This window comes from Pseudomonas alcaligenes (genome assembly GCF_014490745.1).
GTDB lineage: Bacteria > Pseudomonadota > Gammaproteobacteria > Pseudomonadales > Pseudomonadaceae > Aquipseudomonas > Aquipseudomonas alcaligenes_C.
The window spans coordinates 995,328-1,019,945 of record NZ_LZEU01000001.1 but is presented as its reverse complement, the minus strand read 5'-3'; the positions used below and the strand labels follow the sequence as shown (position 1 = coordinate 1,019,945).

Annotated in this window: 16 protein-coding genes; 13 read left to right on the top strand and 3 right to left on the bottom strand. The window is 66.3% G+C overall.

What is annotated here, in order from left to right; genetic code table 11:
* Position 1: 1 nt before the first annotated feature.
* Positions 2 to 3,502 (bottom strand): response regulator, encoded by a 3,501-nt coding sequence (locus A9179_RS04525; protein WP_187804658.1) that lies wholly within the window; start codon positions 3,500 to 3,502, stop codon positions 2 to 4.
* Between the two features lie 118 nt (positions 3,503 to 3,620).
* Here A9179_RS04525 and ada point away from each other — a divergent pair, with 118 nt between their 5' ends.
* The 10 genes from ada (at position 3,621) to A9179_RS04475 (ending at position 18,679) form a co-directional block, all read left to right on the top strand.
* Entirely contained in the window at positions 3,621 to 4,655 is a 1,035-nt protein-coding gene (ada, locus tag A9179_RS04520; RefSeq protein WP_187804657.1) for a bifunctional DNA-binding transcriptional regulator/O6-methylguanine-DNA methyltransferase Ada, read from the top strand.
* Between the two features lie 154 nt (positions 4,656 to 4,809).
* On the top strand, positions 4,810 to 5,115 hold the full coding sequence (locus A9179_RS04515) for a nucleotide pyrophosphohydrolase (protein WP_187804656.1): 306 nt from the start codon (positions 4,810 to 4,812) through the stop codon (positions 5,113 to 5,115).
* Entirely contained in the window at positions 5,112 to 5,861 is a 750-nt protein-coding gene (locus tag A9179_RS04510; protein WP_187804655.1) for a methyltransferase domain-containing protein, read from the top strand. Before A9179_RS04515 ends, A9179_RS04510 begins: the two co-directional genes overlap by 4 nt.
* A 60-nt stretch (positions 5,862 to 5,921) precedes the next feature.
* Positions 5,922 to 6,521, top strand: a complete 600-nt coding sequence (locus A9179_RS04505) for a DUF4136 domain-containing protein (protein WP_187804654.1) — start codon at positions 5,922 to 5,924, stop codon at positions 6,519 to 6,521.
* Positions 6,522 to 6,784: 263 nt separating this feature from the next.
* Positions 6,785 to 7,345, top strand: coding sequence for a DUF4136 domain-containing protein (locus A9179_RS04500; RefSeq protein ID WP_187804653.1), 561 nt, complete (start codon positions 6,785 to 6,787; stop codon positions 7,343 to 7,345).
* On the top strand, positions 7,342 to 7,836 hold the full coding sequence (locus A9179_RS04495; protein ID WP_187804652.1) for a GNAT family N-acetyltransferase: 495 nt from the start codon (positions 7,342 to 7,344) through the stop codon (positions 7,834 to 7,836). Before A9179_RS04500 ends, A9179_RS04495 begins: the two co-directional genes overlap by 4 nt.
* Before the next feature lie 54 nt (positions 7,837 to 7,890).
* Positions 7,891 to 8,334 carry a DMT family transporter gene (locus tag A9179_RS04490; RefSeq protein WP_187804651.1) on the top strand — a complete coding sequence of 148 codons (444 nt, stop codon included), beginning with the start codon at positions 7,891 to 7,893 and terminating at the stop codon, positions 8,332 to 8,334.
* Positions 8,335 to 8,453: 119 nt separating this feature from the next.
* On the top strand, positions 8,454 to 9,584 hold the full coding sequence (locus A9179_RS04485) for a GGDEF domain-containing protein (protein WP_187804650.1): 1,131 nt from the start codon (positions 8,454 to 8,456) through the stop codon (positions 9,582 to 9,584).
* A 531-nt stretch (positions 9,585 to 10,115) separates the two neighbouring features.
* Positions 10,116 to 18,272, top strand: coding sequence for a cadherin domain-containing protein (locus A9179_RS04480; RefSeq protein WP_187804649.1), 8,157 nt, complete (start codon positions 10,116 to 10,118; stop codon positions 18,270 to 18,272).
* Between the two features lie 113 nt (positions 18,273 to 18,385).
* Positions 18,386 to 18,679 carry a hypothetical protein gene (locus tag A9179_RS04475; RefSeq protein WP_187804648.1) on the top strand — a complete coding sequence of 98 codons (294 nt, stop codon included), beginning with the start codon at positions 18,386 to 18,388 and terminating at the stop codon, positions 18,677 to 18,679.
* 151 nt (positions 18,680 to 18,830) lie between these two features.
* Here A9179_RS04475 and A9179_RS04470 read toward each other — a convergent pair whose 3' ends face one another.
* Entirely contained in the window at positions 18,831 to 19,295 is a 465-nt protein-coding gene (locus tag A9179_RS04470; protein WP_187804647.1) for an aminoacyl-tRNA deacylase, read from the bottom strand.
* A gap of 163 nt (positions 19,296 to 19,458) precedes the next feature.
* Here A9179_RS04470 and A9179_RS04465 point away from each other — a divergent pair, with 163 nt between their 5' ends.
* From A9179_RS04465 to A9179_RS04455, 3 genes are read left to right on the top strand one after another with little or no spacing between them, the layout of a single operon-like run.
* Complete coding sequence (locus A9179_RS04465; protein ID WP_187804646.1) at positions 19,459 to 20,805, top strand: MATE family efflux transporter; 1,347 nt, start codon at positions 19,459 to 19,461, stop codon at positions 20,803 to 20,805.
* A gap of 11 nt (positions 20,806 to 20,816) precedes the next feature.
* Positions 20,817 to 21,854, top strand: a complete 1,038-nt coding sequence (locus A9179_RS04460; RefSeq protein ID WP_187804645.1) for a sensor domain-containing diguanylate cyclase — start codon at positions 20,817 to 20,819, stop codon at positions 21,852 to 21,854.
* Positions 21,855 to 21,867: 13 nt separating this feature from the next.
* Positions 21,868 to 22,326, top strand: coding sequence for a DUF2214 family protein (locus A9179_RS04455; protein ID WP_187804644.1), 459 nt, complete (start codon positions 21,868 to 21,870; stop codon positions 22,324 to 22,326).
* A gap of 362 nt (positions 22,327 to 22,688) precedes the next feature.
* On the opposite strand, the gene speA is transcribed toward A9179_RS04455, so the two are convergent.
* Positions 22,689 to 24,602, bottom strand: coding sequence for an arginine decarboxylase (gene speA, locus A9179_RS04450; protein ID WP_187804643.1), 1,914 nt, complete (start codon positions 24,600 to 24,602; stop codon positions 22,689 to 22,691).
* Positions 24,603 to 24,618 lie beyond the last annotated feature (16 nt).

The window sequence follows — 24,618 nt, the reverse complement described above, 5'->3', positions numbered from 1 at the left end:
GTCAGAATGTCAGTTGCCGGCGCGTCGCCGCCTGCCGCAGCAGTTCCAGAGCGCGCTCGAAATCGAAACCGCGGACTGCCGCGGCCAGCTTTGCATAGTCATCAGTAAAGGCGCTGCGCAGCAGTTCGGCTTGTTCGTCGAAGAGTTTTCCGGCGCGCGGATCGTCCTCCTCGAACAGCTGGGCAAGCTGCCGGCACAGCGGCTGCAGCTGCGCCTCGTCGAGCGCACCGACAGCCGCCTCGGCGTGCGCCGGGAACTGCGCGGCGATGGCTGCCAGCAGGCGCGCCAGAGTGGCCTCCAGCTCGCCGAGCAACGCCGCCAGTTCGTCATGCCGGGCGTCCTTGATCGCGCTTTCCAGGGCCGCCGCCTGGGTCGCCAGGTCGTTGGCACCGAGGTTGCCGGCCAGCCCCTTGAGGCTATGGGCCAGGCGTTCGGCGCTCTCCAGGCTGCCGCCGGCCAGGGCTGCGCGCAGCTGGGTGGGGAAATCGGCCTGGCTGGCGGCGAACTTGCCGAGCAGCCGCTGGTACAGCTCCGGCTTGCCCAGCACTCGGCGCAGGCCGCTGGCCACATCCACCCCCGGCAGGTTCCAGGCCAGCGCCGGCTGCGCTGCCGGCAGCGGCGCCAGGGGCTGCGCGCTGGCCGCCAGCCAGCGCTCCAGGGTCTGCCACAGTTCGGCCGGATCTATGGGTTTGCTCAGGTGATCGTTCATCCCCGCCGCCAGGCAGCGCTCCCGGTCGGCCGGCATGGCATTGGCAGTCATGGCGATGATCGGCAGCTCGGCAAAGCGCGGTTCGGCGCGGATCGCCAGGGTCGCGGCGATGCCGTCCAGCACCGGCATCTGCATGTCCATCAACACCGCGGCATAGTGATCCACGACCTGGCTGCGCAACAGTTCGAGGGCAATGCCGCCATGCTCGGCCTGGTCGATCAGCAGGCCGCTTTCCTGCAACAGGCCGCAGGCCACTTCGCGGTTCAGCTCGTTGTCCTCCACCAGCAGCACGCGCTGGCCGCCGAAGTTGGGCAGCGCATCGCCCGCCGGCAGACGCCCGTAGCGCTGCAGCTGGCCCTCGCCGCCCAGGCTGCGGATCACCGCATCGAACAGCAGCGACGGGTTGAGCGGCTTGAGCAGCACCTCCTCGATGCCCACCCGCGGCGCGCCGACCAGCACTTCCTCGCGCCCGTAGGCAGTGGCCATCAGCAGGTGCGGCGCCGGCTGCAGGCCCAGCTCGGCCACCCGCCGCGCCGTTTCCAGGCCATCCATGCCGGGCATCTGCCAGTCCAGGATCAGCAGCTCGTAGGGGGCGCCGCGCTGCGCGGCCTCCTGCAGCTGCTGCAGGGCGGCCTTGCCGGAGTCCACCGCCTCGACCTCAAAGCTCATGCTGCCGAGCATCTCGCGCAGCACCTGGCGCGCGCTGTCGTTGTCGTCCGCCACCAGTACCCGGCGCCCGCGCAGATCGGCCTGGGCCAGCAGGCGCTGGCCCTGTTCGCCGGCGATGCCCAGTGGCAGCCGGCACCAGAACAGGCTGCCGCGGCCCAGTTCGCTGTCCACCCCGACGCTGCCGCCCATGGCCTCGGCCAGGCTCTTGCAGATGGCCAGGCCGAGGCCGGTACCGCCGTACTTGCGGGTGGTCGAGCTGTCGGCCTGCTGGAACGACTCGAACATCCGGCTCATCTGCTCGGCGCTCATGCCGATGCCGGTGTCGCGCACCGCCAGGTACAGCTGCACCTGCTCGGCGCTGCGCTGCTCGGCGCGCAGGATCACCTCGACCTCGCCCTGCTCGGTGAACTTCACCGCGTTGTTGGCGTAGTTGATCAGGATCTGCCCGAGGCGCAGCGGGTCGCCCACCAGCTGCAGCGGCAGTTCGGGGTCGAGGTTGAACACCAGCTCCAGGCCCTTGCTCGCCACCTTGTCGCCGATCAGGTTGGAGAGGTTCTCCAGCACCTGCTGCAGGTCGAAGTCGATGCGTTCGATGCTCAGCTTGCCGGCCTCGATCTTGGAGAAGTCGAGGATGTCGTTGATGATCCCCAGCAGGTGCTGGCCGGCCTGCTGGATCTTGCCCAGGTAGTCGCGCTGGCGCGGGTTGAGCTCGGTCTTAAGGGCCAGGTGCGACATGCCGATGATGGCGTTCATCGGCGTGCGGATCTCGTGGCTCATGTTGGCCAGGAAGTCCGACTTCAGCCGCGCCGCCTCCTCGGCCAGCTCCTTGGCCCGTGCCAGCTCGGCCTCGGTCTGCTTGCGCACGGTGATGTCGCGGCTGACCCCGACCAGCCCCAGCAACTGGCCGCGCTCGTCGTGGAAGGTGGTGCGCAGGGTGTCGAACACCGCCCGCCGACCATCCGGGTAGAGCACCCAGCCTTCGCTCTCGTAGGGCCCTGTCCAGTTCAGCGCGGTCAGGTCGTGCTCGGTGCGGCTCGCCGCCCACTCCGGGTGCAGCAGCTCCTCGTCGCGGCGCCCCTTGATCGCCTCGCGGGATTGGCCGAACAGCTCGGCGCAGGCCTGGTTGATGCCGATGTAGCGGCCGTCGGGATCCTTGAACCAGATCGGATCGGGAATCGCATCGATCAGCGCCGCCAGGGTGCTGCGCTGGCGCTGGGCCTCGGCCTCGGCGCGCTGGCGCTCGGCGATCTGCACCGCCAGGCGACGGTTCCACCACAGCACGAAGGCGATCAGCCCGAGCAGCCCCAGCAGGTAGGGCCAGCCGACCTGCAGCAGGCGGCGCCAGTTGAAGGCGGTCAGCGGCGGCAGCCAGCGCTCCTTGATCGCCTGCTGTTCCTCTTCGCTCAGGCTGGCCAGGGCCTTGTCCAGCAGGGCGACCAGTTGCGTCTGGGCGATGGTGGTGGCGAAGCGGAACTCGCTGGTGGACAGGCCGGTCTCGCCGCGCAGTTCCAGGTTGGTCAGGTTCAGCTCGCGGATCAGGTAGCTGGCCACGATCATGTCGCCGACATAGGCGTCGGCGCGCCCCGACGACACCGCGCGCAGCGCCGCCTCGGTGTCCGCCACCTCCAGCAGCTGCGCCTGCGGCACCTTGTCGTGCAGCGCCTGCTGCAGCACGTAGCCACGCTCGATGGCCACCCGCTTGCCGGCCAGGTCGCCGGGGCGCTGCACCGCCACGTCGGAACGGGTGAAGATCAGGCTGCTGCTGACCAGGTAGGGCTGGGTGAAGGCCATGTAGGCCTGGCGCTCGGGAGTCATGGCCACCGAGGGCAGCAGGTCGATCTTGCCCTCGCGCAACGCCTGCATGGCCGCGTCCCAGTCATCCAGCAGCACCGGCTCGAACTGCAGGCCCAGGCGCTGACCGAGCAGCGCCAGGTAATCGCCGCTGAGACCGCGATGGCGGCCCTGGGCGTCGATCACGTCGAACGGTGGCCAGCCGCTGCGCTCGAGCCCCACGCGCACCCGCGGGTGGGCCGCGATCCAGGCCTGCTCCTGCTCGCTCAACGGCAACCCGGCAGATGCCAGCACGGGCCACAGGCACAACAGCAGCAGACACAGACGCAGCATGGGAGACCTCCTGGCAGGCGGATGCGCTTCAGCTTAGTCAGGCTTTGAAAGTCAGATACGCATTGGCAGGCCTGCCGCGGCGATCGACAATCGCCCCATAGCCCATCCGGAGACTGCCATGCTTGACCTCGACCGCTGCTGGCAAGCCGTCTGCACGCGTGACGCCACGCAGGACGGCCACTTTGTCTTCGCCGTGCACAGCACCGGCATCTTCTGCCGGCCGAGCTGCCCGGCGCGGCGGCCGAAGCGCGCCAACGTCAGCTTCCATGGCGATGCGGCCAGCGCCGCGGCCGCCGGTTTCCGCCCGTGCAAGCGCTGCTCGCCACAGGGGCAGAGCCCGGCCGAGCAGCTCGATGCCCTGGTGATCGCCGCCTGCCGGCTGCTGGAAGACAGTGAACAGAACCTGACCCTCGAGCAGCTGGCCGCGCGCATCGGCCTGTCCGCCTCGCACCTGGCGCGCGCCTTCAAGGTACGCACCGGCCTGACCCCACGCGCCTGGGTCGCCGTCCGCCGCCGCGAGCGCCTGGACGCCGGCCTCGGGCAGGCCGACTCGGTGCTGCAGGCGGCGCTGGACGCCGGCTACTCCGGCACCCGCGCCCTGTACGAGCAGCCGGCCGCCCTGAGCCCGGCACAGCGCCGCCAGCGCGGTGCCGGCGAAACCCTGCGCTATGCCATCGCGCCCTTCCCGCTCGGCTTCCTGCTGCTCGCCGCCAGTCCGCGTGGCGCCTGCGCCCTGTTGTTCGGCGACGACGCCACGAGCCTGCTGGCGGAACTGCGGGAGCGCTTCGCCGCCGCCGAGCTGCAGCACGACCAGGCCGGCCTGCAGGACTGGCTGAGCGAGGTGCTGACGCAGATCGCCGAGCCGGCGCGGGCCGCCCACCTGCCGCTGGACATGCGCGGCACTGCCTTCCAGCAACAGGTGTGGCAGGCCCTGCGCGCCATCCCGCCGGGGCAGACGCGCCGCTATGGCGAGCTGGCCGCACAGCTCGGCAGCCACGCCCGCGCCGTGGCCCGCGCCTGCGCCAGCAATCCGCTGGGCCTGCTGGTGCCCTGCCATCGCGTGATCGGCGCCAGCGGCGCCCTCACCGGCTACCGCTGGGGCGTGGCGCGCAAGCAGGCGCTGCTCGAGAGCGAGGCGGAACCCACATCGTAGGAGCGAGCTCTGCCCGCGAACACCGGCAGCGCAAAGCTTCGCGAGCAGGGCTCGCTCCTACAGATGCACGGTGCGTCATTCCTCGCCACAGCGTTCAGGGCTTGCGGCACCAGGCCTTCGGGCCGAAGCTATGCGGCCTGAACGGAGCCGTAGCATGAACCTCGCCGAACTCACCCAACGCCTGCACGCCATTCGTGACAACAACGACTGGCGCCCCTTCCACAGCCCGAAGAACCTGGCCATGGCCGCCAGCGTGGAAATGGCCGAGCTGGTGGAAATCTTCCAGTGGCTGTCCGAAGAGCAGTCGCGCCAGCTTGCCCCGGCGCAGCTGGAGCATGCTGGCCAGGAAGTCGGCGATATCGTGCTGTACCTGCTGTTGCTGTGCAGCGAGCTGGGCATCGACCTGGAGCAGGCGGTACGCGCCAAGCTGGCCGACAACGAGAGGCGCTTCCAGCCATGACCGATCGCCATTTCGATGAGCTGGCTACGCGTTTCGCCGAGAAGATCTACGGCGGCGCCAAGGGCGCGATCCGCCTGGCCGTGCTCCAGGCCGACCTCAAGGAAGCCCTGCCGGAACGCCCGCTGCGGGTGCTGGATATCGGCGCCGGCCTCGGCCACATGAGCCTGTGGCTGGCCCAGCGCGGCCACGACGTGACCCTCGCCGAGCCAGCCGAGCCGATGCTCGAAGGCGCCCGCCAGCGCTTCGCCGAAGCCGGCGCGCAGGCAACCTTTATCCAGGCCCCCTGGCAGGAACTGCTCGGCCAGCTCAACCAGCCCTACGACCTGGTGCTGTGCCACGCGGTGCTCGAATGGCTGGCCGAGCCGCATGCCATCCTGCCGGTGCTGCACCAGCTCTGCGCCCCCGGCGGCTGGCTGTCGCTGGCCTTCTACAACAAGGACGCGCTGATCTACCGCAACCTGCTCAAGGGCCACTTCCGCAAGCTGCGCAAGGCGCGCTTCGCCGGCGAAGGGCAGAGCCTGACCCCGCAGCGCCCGCTCGACCCGCGCGAGCTGGCGGCGCAACTCGCCGGGCACTGGACGGTCGAAAGCCAGAGCGGCGTACGGGTGTTCCACGACTACATGCCCGGCGAGTTCCAGGCCAAGGCCGAGCTCGCCGACCTGCTGGAAATGGAGCTGGCGCACCGCCGCCACCCGACTTTCGCCGGTCTCGGGCGCTACCTGCACTGGGTCTGCCGGCCGCTCTAGACTGCTTGCACGCGGGTGACACCCGCCCTACACCTGATGCGGATAGTTCGGAGTCGCACCATGAAACCACTGCTGTGCCTGCTTCTGCTGCCCGTGCTGGCCGCCTGCCAGACCAGCAATCCCTACCAGGCCGACAGTCGCCCGCTGCCGCCGGCCCCGCCCGGCGCCGCCGAGCACTTCGATCGCAGCGCCTACCCAAGCGCCCCGCTCGACTACTCGCGCTACCGCAACTGGGTCTGGCGTGACGGCCAGCTGCCCGCCGGCAGCGCCTGGGCCGATGGCGCCCTGCTGGCGGAAACCGTCGGCAACGGCCTCGACCAGCGCGGCCTGCGTCCGGCCCAGGGGGCCAGCGCCGACCTGCAGGTCAGTGCCGAAGTGCACCTGGAGCGCCGCCAGTACCAGACCCGCGACGACGTCGGCAGCTACTACGGCAACGGCCCCTACGGCGACCACTACGGCATGTACGGCAGCGTGCCACTGGTGCGCACCTACGAAGTGGAAGTGGCGGTGGTGCATATCGAGCTGTTCGACGGCCACAGCGGCCTGCCGGTATGGAGCGGCAGCGCCGAGACCCAGAGCAGCTCTGGCAGCCAGTCCGAGCGCAGCACGGCTCTGCGCCAGGCCGTCGCCAAGGCCCTCGACGCCTATCCGCCGCGCTAAGCCTGTGCCACGCTGTGCCCGCCACCAATGTCGCTCCCGCGCAGGCGGGGCCCAGATGCCACGGTGGCCCGGGCTGACGCAAGGTCGGGGCAGTACAAATAGCCCCGAAGCTGCCGCTGCTGGATTCCCGCCTGCGCAGGAATAACGGACGTCCCGCTGCCACTCGTGCGCCACCGCGACAAAAGCGCGGCAGGCCCTGGCCCGGCACTTGCCGAGCAGGCGGCAATGGAGTTGGATAGAAGCATCACCCAGGAGATCCGCTCATGTTCGCCCGCCTGTTATGGCTCCCCCTGCTGCTCGGCCTGGCTGCCTGCCAGGGCCCGCAGGTCGAGCGCGACTACGATGCCAGCCGCGACTTCGCCGCCTATCGCAGCTGGAGCTGGCAGGAGCCGGCCCTGCAATACCGCCCGGACGACCCGCGCCTGCACAGCGACCTCACCGAGCAGCGCATCCGCCAGGTACTCAGCGAGCAACTGGATCAGCGCGGCCTGCGCCAGGCTCCGGCCGGCAGCACCGGCGACCTCAAGGTGCAGGCCTGGTTGGTGGTCGACCAGCGCCAGGATCAGGTCAGCACCAGCTACGGTGGCGGCTACTGGGGCGGCTGGAATGGTTACTGGGGCGGCCCGGCCCTCACCGAAACCCGTACCGTCGACTATCAGGTCGCGACCCTGCAGGTCGACCTGTTCGACGCCCGCGACGGCAAGCTGGTGTGGCGCGGCAGCGCCGAGCAGAGCCTGCGCTCGCCGCCGCAAACGCCCAGCGAACGCGAAGCGGCGATCCGCCAGACCCTGACCCGGGTGCTCAGCCAGTATCCGCCGCAATGAGCGACCAGTACCTCAGCCACCGTGCGGCCCTGGAAAGCGACCTCGACAGCGTGGTCGGCTTCGTGCGCTCCGCCGACGAACTGTTCTACGCCTTCCCCCGTGCCCACTGGCCGCTGTGCCGGGCGCAGCTGGGCGCTGCCTGGGCCGAGCGCCAGGGCAATACCCTGGTGCTGCTCGACGGCCGCCCCGCCGGCTTCGCCAACTTCTACCAGAGCCAGGCCGGCGAGTTCTGCGCCCTGGGCAACCTGATGATCGCCCCCTGGGCCCGTGGCCAGGGCGTGGCGCAGTACCTGATCGGGGTGATGGAGCACCTCGCCGCTCGCGAGTTTCTGGCCCGCGAGCTGCGCGCCTCCTGCTTCAATGGCAACAGTGCCGGTCTGTTGCTGTACACCCGCCTCGGCTACCAGGTACGCGAAGTGGTCGAGCGCCAGCGCGGCGCGGATCAGCGCGTGGCCCTGCTGCACCTGGTCAAGTCGCTCGAGCAAAGCTGACCGCACAGGCAAGAAGGCGCATAATACGCGCCCATTTTTCATCCGGAGACGAGCATGCCCAACTGGTGGCTCCTTGCCCTGCCGCTGCTGGCCGGCGCCGTCATGCCGCTGCAGGCCGGTATCAACGGTCAACTGGCCAGGCACCTGTCCAGCGTGATGGCGGCCGCGCTGACCTCCTTTCTGGTCGGCACCGTCGCCCTGATCGCCATCGTTGCCTACCAGCGTGACGTGCCCAGCCTCGCGGCACTCAAGGGCCTCAGCTGGTGGCACTGGAGTGGCGGCCTGCTCGGCGCATTCTTCATCGCCACCGCCGCCTTCGCCGGACCGCGCATTGGCGCCCTGCTGTTCATGGTGCTGGTACTGGCCGGCCAGCTGGGCATGGCCCTGTTGCTCGACCACAACGGCTGGGTGGGCTTTCGCGAAGCACCGCTCACCCTTGGCAAGGCCGCCGGCCTGCTGCTGATCATCGGCGGGGTGTGGCTGATCCGCCGCGGCTGAGGGCGGGATCTGCCCTAGGTGATCGGCTGACCGGCGGTGCCAGGCCTACTGGCATTCTGGTAGCAAAGCGGCTTCGCCAGGGACTATGCTTGGTCTGGCCGTATTTGTGATCACAGCACATGACCGATTCCGAGCTCCCCCGCCAAGCCACTACCTTCGCCCTTTGGCGCGAGGCGCAGGACACCCGCGTACGCACCCGTCTCGGCGGCATCTACTACCTGCTGGCCTGGTTGCTGACCTGGGGCTTCAGCACTACCCCGGCAGCGATGCCGATCCTCGGTTCACTGGCCTCCGCCTTCTTTGCCCTGATGCTGGCCCTGCGCTGGCTGCACCGTCCGCCGATCCAGCAAACCAACGCCTGCCTGCAGAGCTGGATTGACCGCCACTGGGGACTGATCTTCATCACCTCGCTGGGCTGGGGCCTGGCCCATGCCTGGGCCCTGTATCGCCCGGAGTTCGCCCCATCCCGCCTGATCGCCACCCTCAGCACGGTGGCCTTCAGCACCGCCATGGCGTTCAACTTCTCGATGCGCAAAGGCCGCTGCATCGCCGCCATTCTGCTGCTTTATCTGCCGGGACTGCTGGCCCTGAGTCAGCTTGGCGACAGTCAGCATGCCCTGCTGGTGACCCTGGCCTTCTACCTCAGCTATCTGTTGCTGGCGCTTAACCGCAGCCACCGCGAATACCGCGCCACCCTGGCCCTGGAGCAGCAGTTGCTCGAGCAGCGCGAGCGCTTCGACCAGCTCAGCCGTACCGACAGCCTGACCCAGCTGGGCAACCGCCTGCAGTTCAACAACCTGTTTCCAGCGCTGATCGCCCGTGCCCAGCGCCAGGGCAGCCCGCTGTCGCTGGTGCTGCTGGATATCGACTTTTTCAAGCGCATCAACGACGAGCACGGCCATGCACTGGGCGACGCCTGCCTGAATGCCTTCGCCCAGCGCATGCGACGGATCTTCCGCCGCGACAGCGATGCCCTGCTGCGCCTGGGTGGCGAGGAGTTCGGCGTGCTGATGGCCGACACGCCGCTGGCGCAGGCCCAGGAACTGGCCGAACAGTTCCGCCTCGACCTGGCCGAGCATGGCCTGGAGATCGACGGCCAGCACCATCCGCTGACCACCAGCCTCGGTCTGGGCTGCTTCGACGCCAGCCGCGACGCCAGCCCCGAAGCCTTCTTCAAGCGGGTCGACGACGCGCTGTACCGGGCCAAGGCCCAGGGCCGCGACCGCCTGGTGCTGGCCGACTGCGACTGAGCCGGCGGCCATGCTGCCGGACATAGCCGACCGGGTGGCCAGCACCGTGCACCAATTGAGCCTCGCCGAGTAGGCAATCGCCGGCCTGCTCCTGCCCTGCGCACGCCAAGCTCCTGGCGCCGGCAGAAGCGCGAATACCGGTTTGGCCATGAGTGATCGAAAAGCAGCAGTCAATAAAATGACCACTTTCAATCCATTCGTCTAAATAATGGCCATTCAACCACTCTTCCAGTTTCCCCCTATTTACAGCCTCCCCCCTCGCGCCTAAACCAATATCACATTGACATCACACAACTGCTCCTGCGCGGGGCAGTTGCGGCGGCACCATCGATTTCAGGAGTCCCGCAGATGTACGGGATAGCAGTCCATTTCGAACCCTCCGCTCGCCGCGTATGGCCAGCCCGCGCCCGCCCAGAACGGCGCCTGGCCACTTCCGACCACCCACCACCCTGCGTTCTGCAAGCTCGGCGCCAGCCCTTGGCACAGCCGCAGAGCCACCTTCACCTTGCATTTCTCTGAAGGAATCCCGCTATGGCCGACCTGACCGGAACCAGTGGCAACGACAGCCTCAATGGCACCAACAAGAACGACACGCTGATTGCGGGAGCAGGAGACGACAGCGTCGATGCCGGCAACGGCAATGACATCGTCGATGGCGGCAGCGGCAATGACAACCTGCAGGGTGGCAATGGCGACGACACGCTCTACGGTGGTACCGGCAACGACCAGATATCCGGCGGCAACGGCCAGGATCTGATCTATGGCGGCTCCGGCAACGACATCATCGGCACCTCGCTGATCAACAGCGAGAACGGCAACGACGTCATCTACGGTGACGGCTGGGACGACTACCGGCAGCAGACCCGGGCGCTGGTCGGCGACGACATCATCTACGGCGGCAACGGCTCGGAAACCATCTACGGCGACAACGGCGATGGCGGGGCGAGCGGCGGCAACGACACCATCTATGCCGGTAACGGCAACGACACCATCTACGGCGAGGGTGGCAACGACACCATCCAGGGCGGCAACGGCGCCGACGTGCTGAGCGGCGGCAGCGGTAACGACACCTTCGTCTACCAGAGCGCGGCCGAGTCCAACGCTAGCGAAATGGACACCATCCGCGACTTCTCTGGCGTGCGCGACAGCAACCCGGACAACGACAAGCTCGACCTGCGCCCGCTACTGGGCGCTGCCGATCTGAAATGGGGCGGCACCAGCGCCACGGTCAACGGCGTCTGGTACGAGCAGAACGCCAGCCAGAACGCCACCTACGTCAAGGCCGACACCACAGGCGATGGCAAGGCCGACCTGGTGATTCGGCTCGACGGGCTCAAGGATCTGAGCAACACCGACTTCCTTGGCGTGCAGAACAACGGCCCCACCATCACCTCCAACGGTGGTGGCAGCACGGCAGCCCTGGCCATCAACGAAAACAACACCGCAGTCACCACGGTGACGGCCAGCGACCCGGACTCCGGTGCGCTGCTGACCTACTCCATAGTGGGCGGCGCCGACTCCGGGCGCTTCGCCATAGACGCCAATACCGGCGCCCTGACCTTCATCAGCGCCCCCAACCGGGAAAGCCCGAACGACAGCAACGGCGACAGCACCTATGAAGTGGTGGTGCGCGTCTCCGATGGCAGCGCCTTCGATGACCAGACCCTGAGCATCGCCATCAATGATGTCGACGAGTTCGATGTCAGCACGCCGATCGATAGCAACGGCACCGCCAACTCGGTCAACGAGAATGTCTCGGTGGGCACTGCGGTCGGTATCACCGCCTTCGCCAGTGATGGTGACGCTACTACCAATGGCGTCACCTACAGCCTGACTAGCAATCCGGGCGGACTGTTCGCCATCAATGCCAACACCGGCGTGGTCACCACCGCTGCGGCCATCAACCGCGAAGCGCTCGGTGCCAGTGTGAATATCCAGGTCACCGCTACCAGCGCTGACGGCTCTACCGCTGCGCAGACCTTCAGCATCGCTATCAATGATGTCGACGAGTTCGATGTCAGCACCCCGGTCGACAGCAATGCCGCTGCCAATGCCATCGATGAAAACGTCGCAGTCGGCACCCAGGTCGGCATTACCGCCTTTGCCAGCGACAGCGACGCCACGACCAATGGCGTTACATATTCACTGAGCGATGACGCTGGTGGCCTGTTCACCATTGATGCCAATACTGGCGTGGTGACCACAGCCGCCGCCATCGACCGTGAACTCCTGGGCAGCAGCCTCAACATCGAGGTCACTGCTACCAGCGCCGATGGTTCTACCGCTGCGCAGACCTTCAGCATCGCCATCAATGATGTCGACGAATTCGATGTCAGCCCCCCGGTCGACAGCAATGCCGCTGCCAATGCCATCGACGAGAACACCGCCATCGGTACCGAAGTGGGCATCACAGCCTTTGCCAGCGATGCCGACGCCACCACCAATACCGTCACCTACAGCCTGAGCAGCAACCCAGGTGGCCTATTCGCGATCGATACCAACACCGGCGTGGTCACCACCGCTGCCGCTATTGATCGCGAGGCGTTGGGCAGCAGCCTCAACATCGAGGTCACCGCCACCAGTGCCGATGGTTCAACCGCTGCGCAGACCTTCAGCATCGCTATCAACGATGTCGACGAATTCGATGTCAGCACCCCGGTCGACAGCAACGGTACCGCCAACGCGGTCAACGAAAATGCCTCGGTGGGCACTGCGGTCGGTATCACTGCGTTCGCCAGCGATGCCGACGCCACTACCAATGGCGTCACCTACAGCCTGAGCAGCAATCCAGGTGGGCTGTTCGCCATCGACGCCAATACCGGCATGGTCACCACCGCGGCTGCCATCAACCGTGAGGCGCTAGGCGCCAGTGTGAATATCGAAGTCACTGCCACCAGTGCTGATGGTTCCACCGCTGCGCAGACCTTCAGCATCGCCATCAACGATGTCGACGAGTTCGATGTCAGCACGCCTATCGACAGCGATGGTGCTGCAAATGCCATCGATGAAAACGTCGCAGTCGGCACCGAAGTGGGAGTTACGGCTTTTGCCAGCGACAGCGACGCCACCACCAATACCGTCACCTACAGCCTGAGTAGCAATCCGGATGGTCTATTCGCCATCGATGCCAACACCGGCATGATCACCACCGCCGCCGCCATCGACCGTGAACTTCTGGGCAGCAGCCTCAACATCGAAGTCACTGCCACCAGTGCCGATGGTTCAACCGCTGCGCAGACCTTCAGCATCGCCATCAACGATGTCGACGAGTTCGATGTCAGCACGCCTATCGACAGCGATGCCGCCGCCAATGCCATCGACGAGAACACCGCCATCGGTACCGAAGTGGGCATCACAGCCTTTGCCAGCGATGGTGACGCCACCACCAATGGCGTCACCTACAGTCTGAGTAGCAATCCAGGTGGACTGTTCGCTATCGATGCCAACACCGGCGTGGTGACCACCGCTGCCGTTATTGATCGCGAGGCGTTGGGTAGCAGCCTTAACATTGAAGTCACTGCCACCAGTGCTGATGGTTCCACGGCCGCGCAAACCTTCAGCATTGCAATCAACGATGTCGACGAATTCGATGTCAGCACTCCGGTGGACAGCAACGGTACCGCCAACGCGGTCAACGAAAATGCCTCGGTGGGCACTGCGGTCGGTATCACTGCGTTCGCCAGCGATGCCGACGCCACTACCAATGGCGTCACCTACAGCCTGAGCAGCAATCCAGGTGGGCTGTTCGCCATCGACGCCAATACCGGCATGGTCACCACCGCGGCTGCCATCAACCGTGAGGCGCTAGGCGCCAGCGTGAATATTGAGGTCACCTCTACCAGCGCTGACGGTTCCACCGCTGCGCAGACCTTCAGCATCGCCATCAACGATGTCGATGAGTTTGATGTCAGCACCCCGGTCGACAGCAATGCCGCAACTAATGCCATCGACGAGAACGTCACTATCGGCACCGAAGTGGGCATCACGGCCTTTGCTAGCGACAGCGACGCCACCACCAATACCGTCACCTACAGCCTGAGTAGCAACCCAGGTGGCCTATTCGCGATCGATACCAACACCGGCGTGGTCACCACCGCTGCCGCTATTGATCGCGAGGCGTTGGGCAGCAGCCTCAACATCGAAGTCACCGCCACTAGCGCCGATGGCTCCACGGCCGCGCAGACCTTTAGCATCGCTATCAACGATGTCGATGAGTTTGATGTCAGCACTCCAACCGACACCAACGCCGGCGCCAATGCCATCGATGAAAACATCGCCATCGGCACCGAAGTGGGCGTTACGGCTTTTGCTAGCGACAGCGATGCCACAACCAACGGCGTTACATATTCACTGAGCGATGACGCTGGTGGCCTGTTCACCATTGATGCCAATACTGGCGTGGTGACCACAGCCGCCGCCATCGACCGTGAACTGCTGGGCAGTAGCCTCAACATCGAAGTCACTGCCACCAGTGCTGATGGCTCGACCGCCGCACAGACCTTCAGCATCGCTATCAATGATGTCGACGAGTTCGATGTCAGCACGCCGATCGACAGCAACGGCGCGGCCAATGCCGTTAACGAAAATGTCTCGATCGGCACCGAAGTAGGTATCACTGCCTTCGCCAGCGATGCCGACGCTACCACCAACGGCGTCACCTACAACCTGAGCAGCAATCCAGGTGGCCTATTCGCGATTGACGCCAATACCGGCGTAGTGACCACCGCTGCCGCCATCGACCGCGAAGCCCTCGGCGCCAGTGTGAATATCGAAGTCACTGCCACTAGCGCCGATGGCTCTACCGCCGCGCAGACCTTCAGCATCGCCATCAACAATCTCAACGACAACCCGGTGGTCGGCCCGGTCGACGGCAACGCCGCCGCCAACTCGGTAGCGGAAAATGCTGCAATCGGCACCAGCGTCGGCATCACCGCTCAGGCCAGCGACGCCGATGCCGGCGGCCAAGCCATCACCTACACGCTGAGCGACAGCGCCGGCGGACGCTATGCCATCAACAGCAGCACCGGCGTGGTCACAGTAGCCGGGGCGCTCGATTACGAGACCGCCACCAGCCACAACATCACCGTGCTGGCCACCAGCGCCGACGGCTCGAGCAACAGCTCGTCCTTCACCATCAACGTCAGCAACCTCAACGACAACCCAGTGGTCGGCCCGGTCGACGGCAACGCTGCCGCCAACTCGGTGGCGGAAAACGCCGCCATCGGTACCAGCGTCGGCATCACCGCCCAGGCCAGCGACGCCGATGCCGGCGGCCAAGCCATCACCTACACGCTGAGCGACAACGCCGGCGGCCGTTTCGCCATCAACAGCAGCACCGGTGTGATCACAGTGGCCGGGGCGCTCGACTACGAGGCCGCCACCAGCCACAACATCACGGTACTGGCCACCAGCGCCGACGGCTCGAGCAACAGCTCGTCCTTCACCATCAACGTCAGCAACCTCAACGACAATCCGGTGGTCGGCCCGGTCGACGGCAACGCCGCCGCCAACTCGGTAGCGGAAAATGCTGCAATCGGCACCAGCGTCGGCATCACCGCTCAGGCCAGCGACGCCGATGCCGGCGGCCAGGCCATCACCTACACGCTGAGCGACAACGCCGGCGGACGCTTTGCCATCAACAGCAGCACCGGTGTGGTCACCGTGGCCGGGGCGCTTGATTACGAAACCGCCACCAGCCACAACATCACGGTGCTGGCCACCAGCGCCGATGGCTCGAGCAACAGTACCGGCTTCACCATCAATGTCAGCAACCTCAATGACAACCCAGTGGTCGGCCCGGTCGACGGCAACGCTGCCGCCAACTCGGTGGCGGAAAACGCCGCCATCGGTACCAGCGTCGGCATCACCGCTCAGGCCAGCGACGCCGATGCCGGTGGCCAGGCCATCACCTACACGCTGAGCGACAACGCCGGCGGCCGCTTCGCCATCAACAGCAGCACCGGCGTGGTCACAGTAGCGGGAGCGCTCGACTACGAAACCGCCACCAGCCACAACATCACCGTGCTGGCCACCAGTGCCGATGGCTCGAGCAACAGCACCAGCTTCGTGATCGGTGTCAGCGATATCAACGACACGGCAGACCCCAACGACAACGACCCCTCGGTTGCCAGCCCATTCACCGCAGGCAACGACTCGCAAAGCAACCTGAATAGCGGCACCTACTACGCCGGTACCGGCAACGACACGATGATCTCCAAGAACAGCTCCACCGTGGTGTTCTACGGCGGCAGCGGCAACGACACGCTAAACGGCAGCGACAACAACGACTCGCTGTATGGCGGCAGCGGCACCGACACCATCGATGGCGGCAAAGGCAATGACCGCATCGTCGGCGGCTTCGGCGCCGACACCCTGACCGGCGGTACCGCTTCCGGCGCCAACAACGATACCTTCGTGAACCTGGCCCTGGACGATGTCGGTGATCACATTACCGACTTCGAAGCCGGCACCAACACCACCACAGTCGACAAGCTGGAGTTCACCGTCACCGCCAGCCGCTTTGCGCTTGGCGACCTCGATGCCATCGTCGAGAACTTCCGCACCGGCAACAATGCGGCACTCAACCTTGCCGGGACTGAAGTAGCCATCAAAACCGATGCGGCAGTGGCCACGGCCAATATCCAGGCCACGATCAACGGCTTCAGCAACATCACCAGCGGTGCACTCTTCGTATTCCTCAATTCGACCGTGGGCCATGCCCAGGTCTACTACGACCCCAACCCCAGCGTGGCGGGGGGCGCCGTGCTGGTGGCCGACCTCGACAACCTCACCACACTGACCAGCCTGGGTAACCTCAACGCCGGAGACTTTGCCTTTGGCGTCGCCACGGCCCCCGCCGGCATCGCTGGCGAACCGATCAACCTGGGGCTCAGCAACCCGGCGGCACAACTGGACGGTTCGATAACGGCCACGCTGAACAATGTGCCAGGCGACTGGATCATCAATGGCGCGACTCGCCTCGCCGATGGCAGCTGGGTAGCCCATACCGGGGATCTGAGCAGCCTGACCGTGACCACCCCCAGCGATTTCCTCGGGGCAGCGGTGCTGAGCATTACCCTTGACTGGGTCAATACCGACGGCAGCCATGGTGTACTGACCGTCGCCGACAACGTGGAAGCCTACGCTGCCGGCTCGCCGATCTTCGCCCTGTCCAGTGACGACAACCTGACCGCCTCCAGTGGCGCCGACCTGTTCGTGTTCGCCCAGCCGATTGCCCACAACCAGGTCTTCGACTTCGATGTGGCAGCCGACCGCCTCGACCTGATCGGCTTCGGCAGCGGCCTCGACTTCGCCAGCCTGCAGATCGCCAACGATGCTAGCGGCAATGCCGTCATCACCCTGGGCGAAAGCTCGAGCATCACCCTGCGCGGGGTGGATGCCAGTGAACTGGGCGCAGCGAACTTCGTCTTCGACCTGGAGCCAACGCTGAGCAACAGCGGCACCCTGGTCATCCACGATGGCGCCGTGCTGCCGCTCGGCGGGGTGGTCGACAACAGCGGCAGCATTCTGCTCGACGCCGGCAGCGCCACCAGCCAGCTCGAAGTGCTGGTGGAGAGCCTCACCCTGCGCGGCGGCGGCCAGCTGACCCTGTCCGATAATGCCAACAACCTGATCATCGGCGGCGCCGCCACGGCCCGTCTGCTCAACGAGAACAACACTATCTCCGGCGCCGGGCAGATCGGTGGCGGGCAGATGACCCTGCTCAACGCCGGCCTGATCCTGGCCAGCGGCGCCAACGCCCTGGTGCTGGACACCGGCACCACGACCATCAGCAACAGCGGCACCCTGGAGTCCACCGGGGCGGGCGGCATGACGGTAGCCAGCGCGCTCGACAACAGCGGCCACCTCTGGGCCAACGGCGGCGACCTGCGTCTGCTGGAGGATGTCACGGGCAACGGCAGCGCCAGCCTCTCGGGCGACGCCAGCCTGAGCTTCGGCGGGGCCGCGCACACCTCGGTGGCCTTCCTCGGCGACGGCGCTGGCACCCTGGTGGTCGAGCACGCCGCCGACGCCGGTTCGCTGGTCGGCATTCTCGGCCTGGAAAGCAACGACATGCTGGTGTTCGGCGATGTTGCCTTTGGCCCCGACACCCAGTTCAGCTACACCGCCAACAGCCTCGGCAGCGGCGGCCGGCTGACCCTGGACGACGGCGTGCATAACGCCACGGTGAACCTGCTGGGCCACTACAGCGAGGCGGACTTCCAGCTGGGCGCGGCGGCCAGCGGCACCCAGGTGGGCTACCAGGGCGCGGCCAGCGGCACGCTGGTCGGCAGCATGGGCGCCGACACACTCCACGGCGGGGCCGGCAACGACGTGCTCGCCGGGCGGGGTGGCGAAGATGTGCTCAGCGGTGGCGCCGGTGCCGACGTGTTCGCCTACCTCAGCCAGGACGACGGCGGCGACAGCATCCTCGACTTCAACGCCAGCGAGGGGGATGCCCTCGACCTCTCGGCCCTGCTGGACGCCAACTTCACCGCCGGTAGCCAGGTCTCGGACTTCGTCAGGCTGACCCAGTCCGGCGCCGACATCACGGTGCAGGTGGATGTCGACGGCGCGAACAACGGCGCCCAGTTCACCAACCTGGTCACCCTGAGCAACTACGCCACCAGCGGCAGCGACTATGTGAACAGCCTGTTCGCCGGCGAGGAGCACCAGTTGAGCGCCTAGGCCTGCCAGATTACGGGCGGCACTGCGCCGCCCGTGCGGGGCGTATCCGGCTGTGGCATGCTGCCTGGCAGCTTTCTTGAGCCACAGCAGGAGCCGCCCAGCAGGCGGAGCACATGTTCGTCGAAGACGTATTCCAATGGCTGGGCCACGCGCTCGGCAGCCTGATCCGCGTGCTGGTCGAAGCCCTGAGCGGTTTCTTCGGGCTGTTCGCCGACGCCGGGCGCAGCTTCCTCAACGGCCTGGCCAGCGCCCTGGGCACCGACATCGGCCTGCTCAGCCTGGTGGCCATGGTCTGTGGCCTGCTCCTGCTCTACGCGGCAGTGCGCGCCGGCCTGCGCAAGGCCTTCGTGCGCATGGTGATCTACGGCCTGCTGGGGTTGTGGCTGCTGAGCCTGATCGTCGCCTGAGAACCTTCAAAGTCTGCTGCGCGTCGGCCATGCGTCGTTAAAAACAGGCTCGGGCTGCTCATTTACCACGAGAAAACTCCGCACCCTCGCCTGTTTTTTCCTAGCCTGGCTCTAGCTCGCGAGCCTTTGAGCAGGTTCTGAACGGCCCCCGCTAGCGGCTCAACTCGCACAGCTGCGCATTGGGCGCCAGCTTGAAGAACTCCTCCACCGGCATGCGGATCAGGCTCTCGTGGTCGCCGGCCTCCAGGTAGATATCGGCCTGGCGGGTCAGCGCCGGGTCGATCAGCATGCCCATGCCATAAGCCTCACCGATGGCGGGAATGGCGCCGCGCTCGCAGTCCTTGAACAGGCCACCGAGGCTCTGCTCACGGGTCAGCTGCCAACGCCAGGGGCCCTTGTGCACCTTGTCCAGGTCAAGCTGGCGGTTGGCCGGCAGCACGGCCATCAGGTAATGGCCGCGGCGATCATCGAGCACCACCGACTTGGCCATGCGCTCGGCCGGGATACGGGCCTTGCGCGCCGATTCCAGGCTGGTCGCCGAATGATCGTGCTCGACCAGATCGTAGTGACAGTCGGCCCGTTGCAGACTCCGGGCCACGGTTTCAGCCATGCGCATGATCCACCTCCTCGGCCGCGACCTGCTGCGGCACCTAGCTCATTCTCAGTCTAGCCCCGGCCCCCTGGCGCCGGCTTTACAGTTGCTGCTATGCAGCGCCTGCCGTTAGATGGCCTGGCACTATGCCGAGGTGCCTATAATCGGACTTTTGCCGAGGATGCCCATGTCCGCCCTGCTCGCCGCCTGGCGCCATGCGCCGACCCACCAACGGGTCTGGGCGCTGGCCGTGCCGATGATCTTCTCCAACCTCTCGGTACCGCTGGTGGCGCTGGTCGACAGCGCGGTGATCGGTCACCTGCCGCATGCCCACCAGCTCGGCGCGGTGGCCGTCGGCAGCAGCCTGTACGCCATGCTGGTGGGGGTTTTCGGCATCCTGCGCATGAGCGCCACCGGCTTCACCGCCCAGGCCCACGGCCGCGGCGATGGCAGTGCGCTGCGCCTGGTACTGCTGCAGAGCCTGCTGCTGGCCGCCGCCCTGGCCATCCTGATCGGCCTGCTGGCGGTACCCCTGAGCGGCCTGGCCCTGGGCCTGATGCAGCCCTCGGCCGAGCTCGATGAGCAGGCCCGGGCGTTCTTTCACACTCGCCTGTTCGGCCTGCCGGCGACCCTGGCCGGCTCGGCCCTGGTCGGCTGGCTGCTGGGTACGCAGAGTGCCCGCGGCGCCCTGGCGGTGCTGCTGACCACCAACCTGCTCAACGTGCTGCTCAACCTGTGGTTCGTTCTCGGTCTGGACTGGGGCGTGCTCGGCTCGGCGCGCGCCTCGGTGCTCGCCGAATGGTGCGGCGCCCTGCTCGGCCTGGCGCTGGTGGCACGTGCCCTGCGCCGTCATCCCGGACAACTGCCGCTGGCGTTGCTGGGCCGCTGGCGCAACTGGATCGCCCTGCTGGCGGTCAACCGCGACATTCTCCTGCGCACCCTGGCCCTGCATCTGGTGTTCTTCCTCATCACCGTGCAGGGCACCCGCCTGGGCGATGCCACGGTGGCGGCCAACGCCCTGCTGCTCAACGGCCTGCTGCTCGCTGCCTTCGCCCTCGACGGCCTGGCCCATGCAGTGGAGGCCCTGTGCGGCCATGCCATCGGTGCTCGCGACCGCCTCACCCTGCAGCGCTCGCTGGTGGTCGCCGGCGGCTGGTCGCTGCTCGGCAGCCTGCTGTTCGCCCTGCTGTTCCTGCTCGGCGGCCGGCTGTTCGTCGACCTGCAGAGCGATATCGCCGCGGTGCGCGCAGTGGCCTATGTGTACCTGCCCTACCTCGCCGTGCTGCCGCTGATCGCGGTGTGGAGCTACCTGTTCGACGGCCTGTTCATCGGCGCCACCCGCGCCCGCGAGATGCGCAACGCCATGCTCGCCAGCGTGGCCCTGGCCCTGCCGCTGGCCTGGTTGCTGCGCGGCCTCGGCAACCACGGCCTGTGGCTATCTTTTCTATGCTTTATGCTGTTACGCGGAACCAGCCTGGCGCTCATTGCCTGGCGCCTGCAGCGCCGGGATGCGTGGATCGCCGACCACCCCTGACGGAGACGGACATGCTCAGCCCGCCCTGCCCATCCGACGAACCCAGCCGCCAGCAGGCACTGGACGAGCTCGATCTGCTCGACACCCCGGCCGAGCACTACCTCGACACCCTGGTACGCCTGACCCGCGAACTGTTCCAGGTGGAAACCGTGCTGATCAGCCTGATCGATCACGACCGCCAGTGGTTCAAGGCACGCATCGGCCTGGACGCCTCGGAGACCGGCCGCGATGTGTCCTTCTGTGCCCATGCCGTGGCGGCACGTAGCCCGCTGGTGGTGGAGAACGCACTGAACGACCCGCGCTTCGCCGACAACCCGCTGGTCACCGGCGCGCCCTTCATCCGTTTCTACGCCGGCCAGCCGCTGTACAGCCGCGACAGCCAGCCGATCGGTACCCTGTGCATACTCGATCCGCAGCCTCGCACGCTGAACCAGCAGGAGCGCTTTCATCTACGTGACCTCGGCATCCTGGTCGAAGGCTATCTGCAGCTGCGCAGCATGAGCCAGCAGACCCAGCGCCTGCGCCAGGCGGTGGATCGCGAACAGCGCAAGGCACTGATCGACCCGCTGACCCAGTTATGGAACCGCGCGGCGCTCAACCAATTCTTCGCCCGCGAACTCGGCAACGCCCGCGACAACGGCCTGCGCCTGGGGGCCATCTACAGCGACCTCGATCACTTCAAGCAGGTCAACGATCAGTTCGGCCACGCCGGCGGCGACCAGATCCTGTGGGAAAGCGCCCGACGCATGAGCGCGGCACTGCGCCCGGACGATCTGCTGGTGCGCCTGGGTGGCGAGGAGTTCGTCGCCCTGACCGCGGTTCATGATGCCGAGGAGCTGGGCCATATCGCCGAACGCATACGCCTGGCTATTGGCAGCGAGCCGATGAAGGTCGGCAAACAGACCCACAGCGTCAGCACCAGTATCGGCACCGCACTGGCCGAGTCCGGCGAGAGCCAGGCCGACCTGCTGGAGCGTGCCGACCAGGCCCTGTACCGCGCCAAGCAGTCGGGACGTAATCGCTGCATTCACCACAATGGACACCCCTGACAAGGAGCCACCAATGGCCGACGCCATCGCCGCCAGCCTGCACTATCTGTCGATCTTCGTCCTGTTCGCCCTGCTCACCAGCGAGCACGTGCTGTTCAAGCCGGTCATGGAGCTTGAGCGCGCCCGCAGCCTGTTGCGTATCGACATGGCCTACGGCGCCAGCGCCGGCCTGGTGCTGTTTACCGGCGCCGCCCGGGTGCTGTGGTTCGGCAAGGGCCTGGACTACTACCTGCACAACTGGGTGTTTCTCGCCAAGGTCAGCCTGTTCATCCTGATCGGCCTGCTGTCGATCATCCCCACCCTGACCTTCTTCGGCTGGCGCAACGACCTGCTGGCCGGCAAGGTGCCGCAGATCAGCCCGGCCACGGCCAGGCGCACTATCCTGGTGATTCGCTTGCAGCTGTTGCTGCTGGTCTGCCTGCCCGTCCTCGCCAGCCTGATGGCCCGCGGCGTCGGCATGTTCGGCGAGTAATCTGCGCGCATAAAAAAGCCCGGCCAATGCCGGGCTTTTTTATGCGCGATGTCTGGATCGGAAGTGCTTGAGCTCAATCGTCAGCCTGCCCCCTGGATTCCCATGACAAGGTGATAAGTAAGGCCAAACGACAGGACACTGGAGCCATACGGGCTGATAGTTTGTTGTACCCTCAGCTCGAACTTTTTTATACCGTCATCCCCGCGAAGGCGGGACAGCAGCTCCATCGCTGAACAGCGCTTGCGCTGGCCCGAAGGGGAATCATCCAGTGCTGGCAAGTACGCGGTAGGCCAGGCACTAATCAGCGAAAGGGCGGGTGAAACCCGCGCCAGCCAACTCGCGGGTTGCTCCCGCCCTACGGCTCAGGACGCCAGGTACGAGGAGCGGGTCAGGCCCAGACGCAGCGCATCCAGGTATTGAGTACGCTCGCGGGCACTGAGCTTGGCCCCGGCCACCTTGTCGCGGTAGTAGGTCATCAGCTCCTCGGGCGACAGGTGCACGTAGCGCAGCATGTCCTCGATGGTGTCGTGGGTCTCGATGCCGGCGTGGTACACGCTGCCGTCGGCGTTCTGGTAGATGTTCACCGAGTCGGTGTCACCGAACAGGTTGTGCATGTCGCCGAGAATCTCCTGGTAGGCACCGACCAGGAACACGCCCAGCAGGTAGTCCTCGCCTTCGCGCACTTCGTGCACCGGCAGGCTGGTCTCGATCGACTGCTCGTCGACGTACTGGTTGATCTTGCCGTCCGAGTCGCAGGTCAGATCCTGCAGCACGGCGCGGCGCAGCGGCTCCTCGTCGAGGCGGTGCAGCGGCAGGATCGGCAGGATCTGGCCGATGGCCCAGGTGTCCGGCAGGCTCTGGAACACCGAGAAGTTGCAGATGTACTTGTCGGCCAGCTTGTCGTTGAGCTCGTCGAGCACCTGGCGGTGCGAACGCTGACGGGCCTTCAGCGAGTTGTGCAGGCGCCGGCACACGGCGAAGTAACACTGCTCGGCCAGGGCCTTCTCGGTCAGGCTCAGTTTGCCGTCGGCGTACTGCGCGGCCACGTCGCTCATGTAGTGGGTGGCGCGCCAGTAGGTCTCGGTAACCATCTCGATATCGGTGGGGCCGAGCAGGTCGACCAGCCACTGCACAGTTTCCGGCAGGCTGGCCTTGTCCTCGATCAGCGGCACCTCGTCGTTGTGCTTCTCGACGTCGGTGACCTGCACGATCAGCACCGCGTGGTGCGCGGTCAGCGAACGGCCGCTCTCGGAGAAGATGTGCGGATGCGGCAGGCCCTGGGCGTCGCAGAACTCCTTGAGCATGCCGACCACCACGCCGGCGTAGTCGTCCATGTCGTAGTTGATCGAGCTGGCATTGCGCGAGTGGGTGCCGTCGTAGTCCACGCCCAGACCGCCGCCGACATCGACGTGATCGACCGGCAGGCCGAGGGCACGCAGCTCACCGTAGTAGCGGATGGCTTCCTTGAAGCCGTGCTGGTAGTCGGCCAGGTTGGCGATCTGCGAGCCCATGTGGAAGTGCAGCAGGCGGATGCCCTGATCCAGCTTGGCCGCGCGGAAGCGCTCGACCACCGACAGCAACTGCGCGGCGGACAGGCCGAACTTGGACTTCTCGCCACCGGTGTCGGCCCACTTGGAGGACGCCAGCGACGACAGGCGCACGCGCAGGCCGACCTGCGGCACCACCTTGAGCTCGGCCGCCTCGTCGATGACGAACTGCACCTCGGACTCTTTCTCGATGACGATGAACACGTTGTGACCGAGCTTCTGCCCCATCAGCGCCAGGCGGATGAACTCGCGATCCTTGTAGCCGTTGCAGACGATGGTGCCGCCCTTGGGCGCCAGCGCCAGCACGGCCAGCAGCTCGGGCTTGGAGCCGGCTTCCAGACCGATGGAGACGTTCTGCGTGGCGATGATGCTTTCCACCACCGCTTCCTGCTGGTTGACCTTGATCGGGTACAGGGCGGTGTATTTGCTCTGGTAGTCCAGGCGCGCGATGTTGGCGTCGAACGCGCCGGTCAGCTGGCGCACGCGATCCTGCAGGATGCCGGGGAAGCGCACCAGCAGCGGCAGCGACAGGCCGCTTTCGCGCAGACCGTCGAGCTGCGCGTAGAGGTCGATCGGCGTGCTGTCCGGGCCGTTCGGCCGGACTTCGACGCGGCCGGCGTCGTTGATCGCGAAGTAACCGGCGCCCCAGTGGCGAATGCCATAGACGCTGCGGCTATCGGCCACTGTCCATTGGCTACCGTCATCTTTGCGTGTACGTCGTGCGGCCATCGAGGTCTCCCTGTTG

Bases quoted from the DNA above. Each gene is read 5' to 3' on its own strand.
- A9179_RS04525 (WP_187804658.1), bottom strand. From the start codon at position 3,502: ATGCTGCGTCTGTGTCTGCTGCTGTTGTGCCTGTGGCCCGTGCTGGCA.
- ada (WP_187804657.1), top strand. From the start codon at position 3,621: ATGCTTGACCTCGACCGCTGCTGGCAAGCCGTCTGCACGCGTGACGCC.
- A9179_RS04515 (WP_187804656.1), top strand. From the start codon at position 4,810: ATGAACCTCGCCGAACTCACCCAACGCCTGCACGCCATTCGTGACAAC.
- A9179_RS04510 (WP_187804655.1), top strand. From the start codon at position 5,112: ATGACCGATCGCCATTTCGATGAGCTGGCTACGCGTTTCGCCGAGAAG.
- A9179_RS04505 (WP_187804654.1), top strand. From the start codon at position 5,922: ATGAAACCACTGCTGTGCCTGCTTCTGCTGCCCGTGCTGGCCGCCTGC.
- A9179_RS04500 (WP_187804653.1), top strand. From the start codon at position 6,785: ATGTTCGCCCGCCTGTTATGGCTCCCCCTGCTGCTCGGCCTGGCTGCC.
- A9179_RS04495 (WP_187804652.1), top strand. From the start codon at position 7,342: ATGAGCGACCAGTACCTCAGCCACCGTGCGGCCCTGGAAAGCGACCTC.
- A9179_RS04490 (WP_187804651.1), top strand. From the start codon at position 7,891: ATGCCCAACTGGTGGCTCCTTGCCCTGCCGCTGCTGGCCGGCGCCGTC.
- A9179_RS04485 (WP_187804650.1), top strand. From the start codon at position 8,454: ATGACCGATTCCGAGCTCCCCCGCCAAGCCACTACCTTCGCCCTTTGG.
- A9179_RS04480 (WP_187804649.1), top strand. From the start codon at position 10,116: ATGGCCGACCTGACCGGAACCAGTGGCAACGACAGCCTCAATGGCACC.
- A9179_RS04475 (WP_187804648.1), top strand. From the start codon at position 18,386: ATGTTCGTCGAAGACGTATTCCAATGGCTGGGCCACGCGCTCGGCAGC.
- A9179_RS04470 (WP_187804647.1), bottom strand. From the start codon at position 19,295: ATGCGCATGGCTGAAACCGTGGCCCGGAGTCTGCAACGGGCCGACTGT.
- A9179_RS04465 (WP_187804646.1), top strand. From the start codon at position 19,459: ATGTCCGCCCTGCTCGCCGCCTGGCGCCATGCGCCGACCCACCAACGG.
- A9179_RS04460 (WP_187804645.1), top strand. From the start codon at position 20,817: ATGCTCAGCCCGCCCTGCCCATCCGACGAACCCAGCCGCCAGCAGGCA.
- A9179_RS04455 (WP_187804644.1), top strand. From the start codon at position 21,868: ATGGCCGACGCCATCGCCGCCAGCCTGCACTATCTGTCGATCTTCGTC.
- speA (WP_187804643.1), bottom strand. From the start codon at position 24,602: ATGGCCGCACGACGTACACGCAAAGATGACGGTAGCCAATGGACAGTG.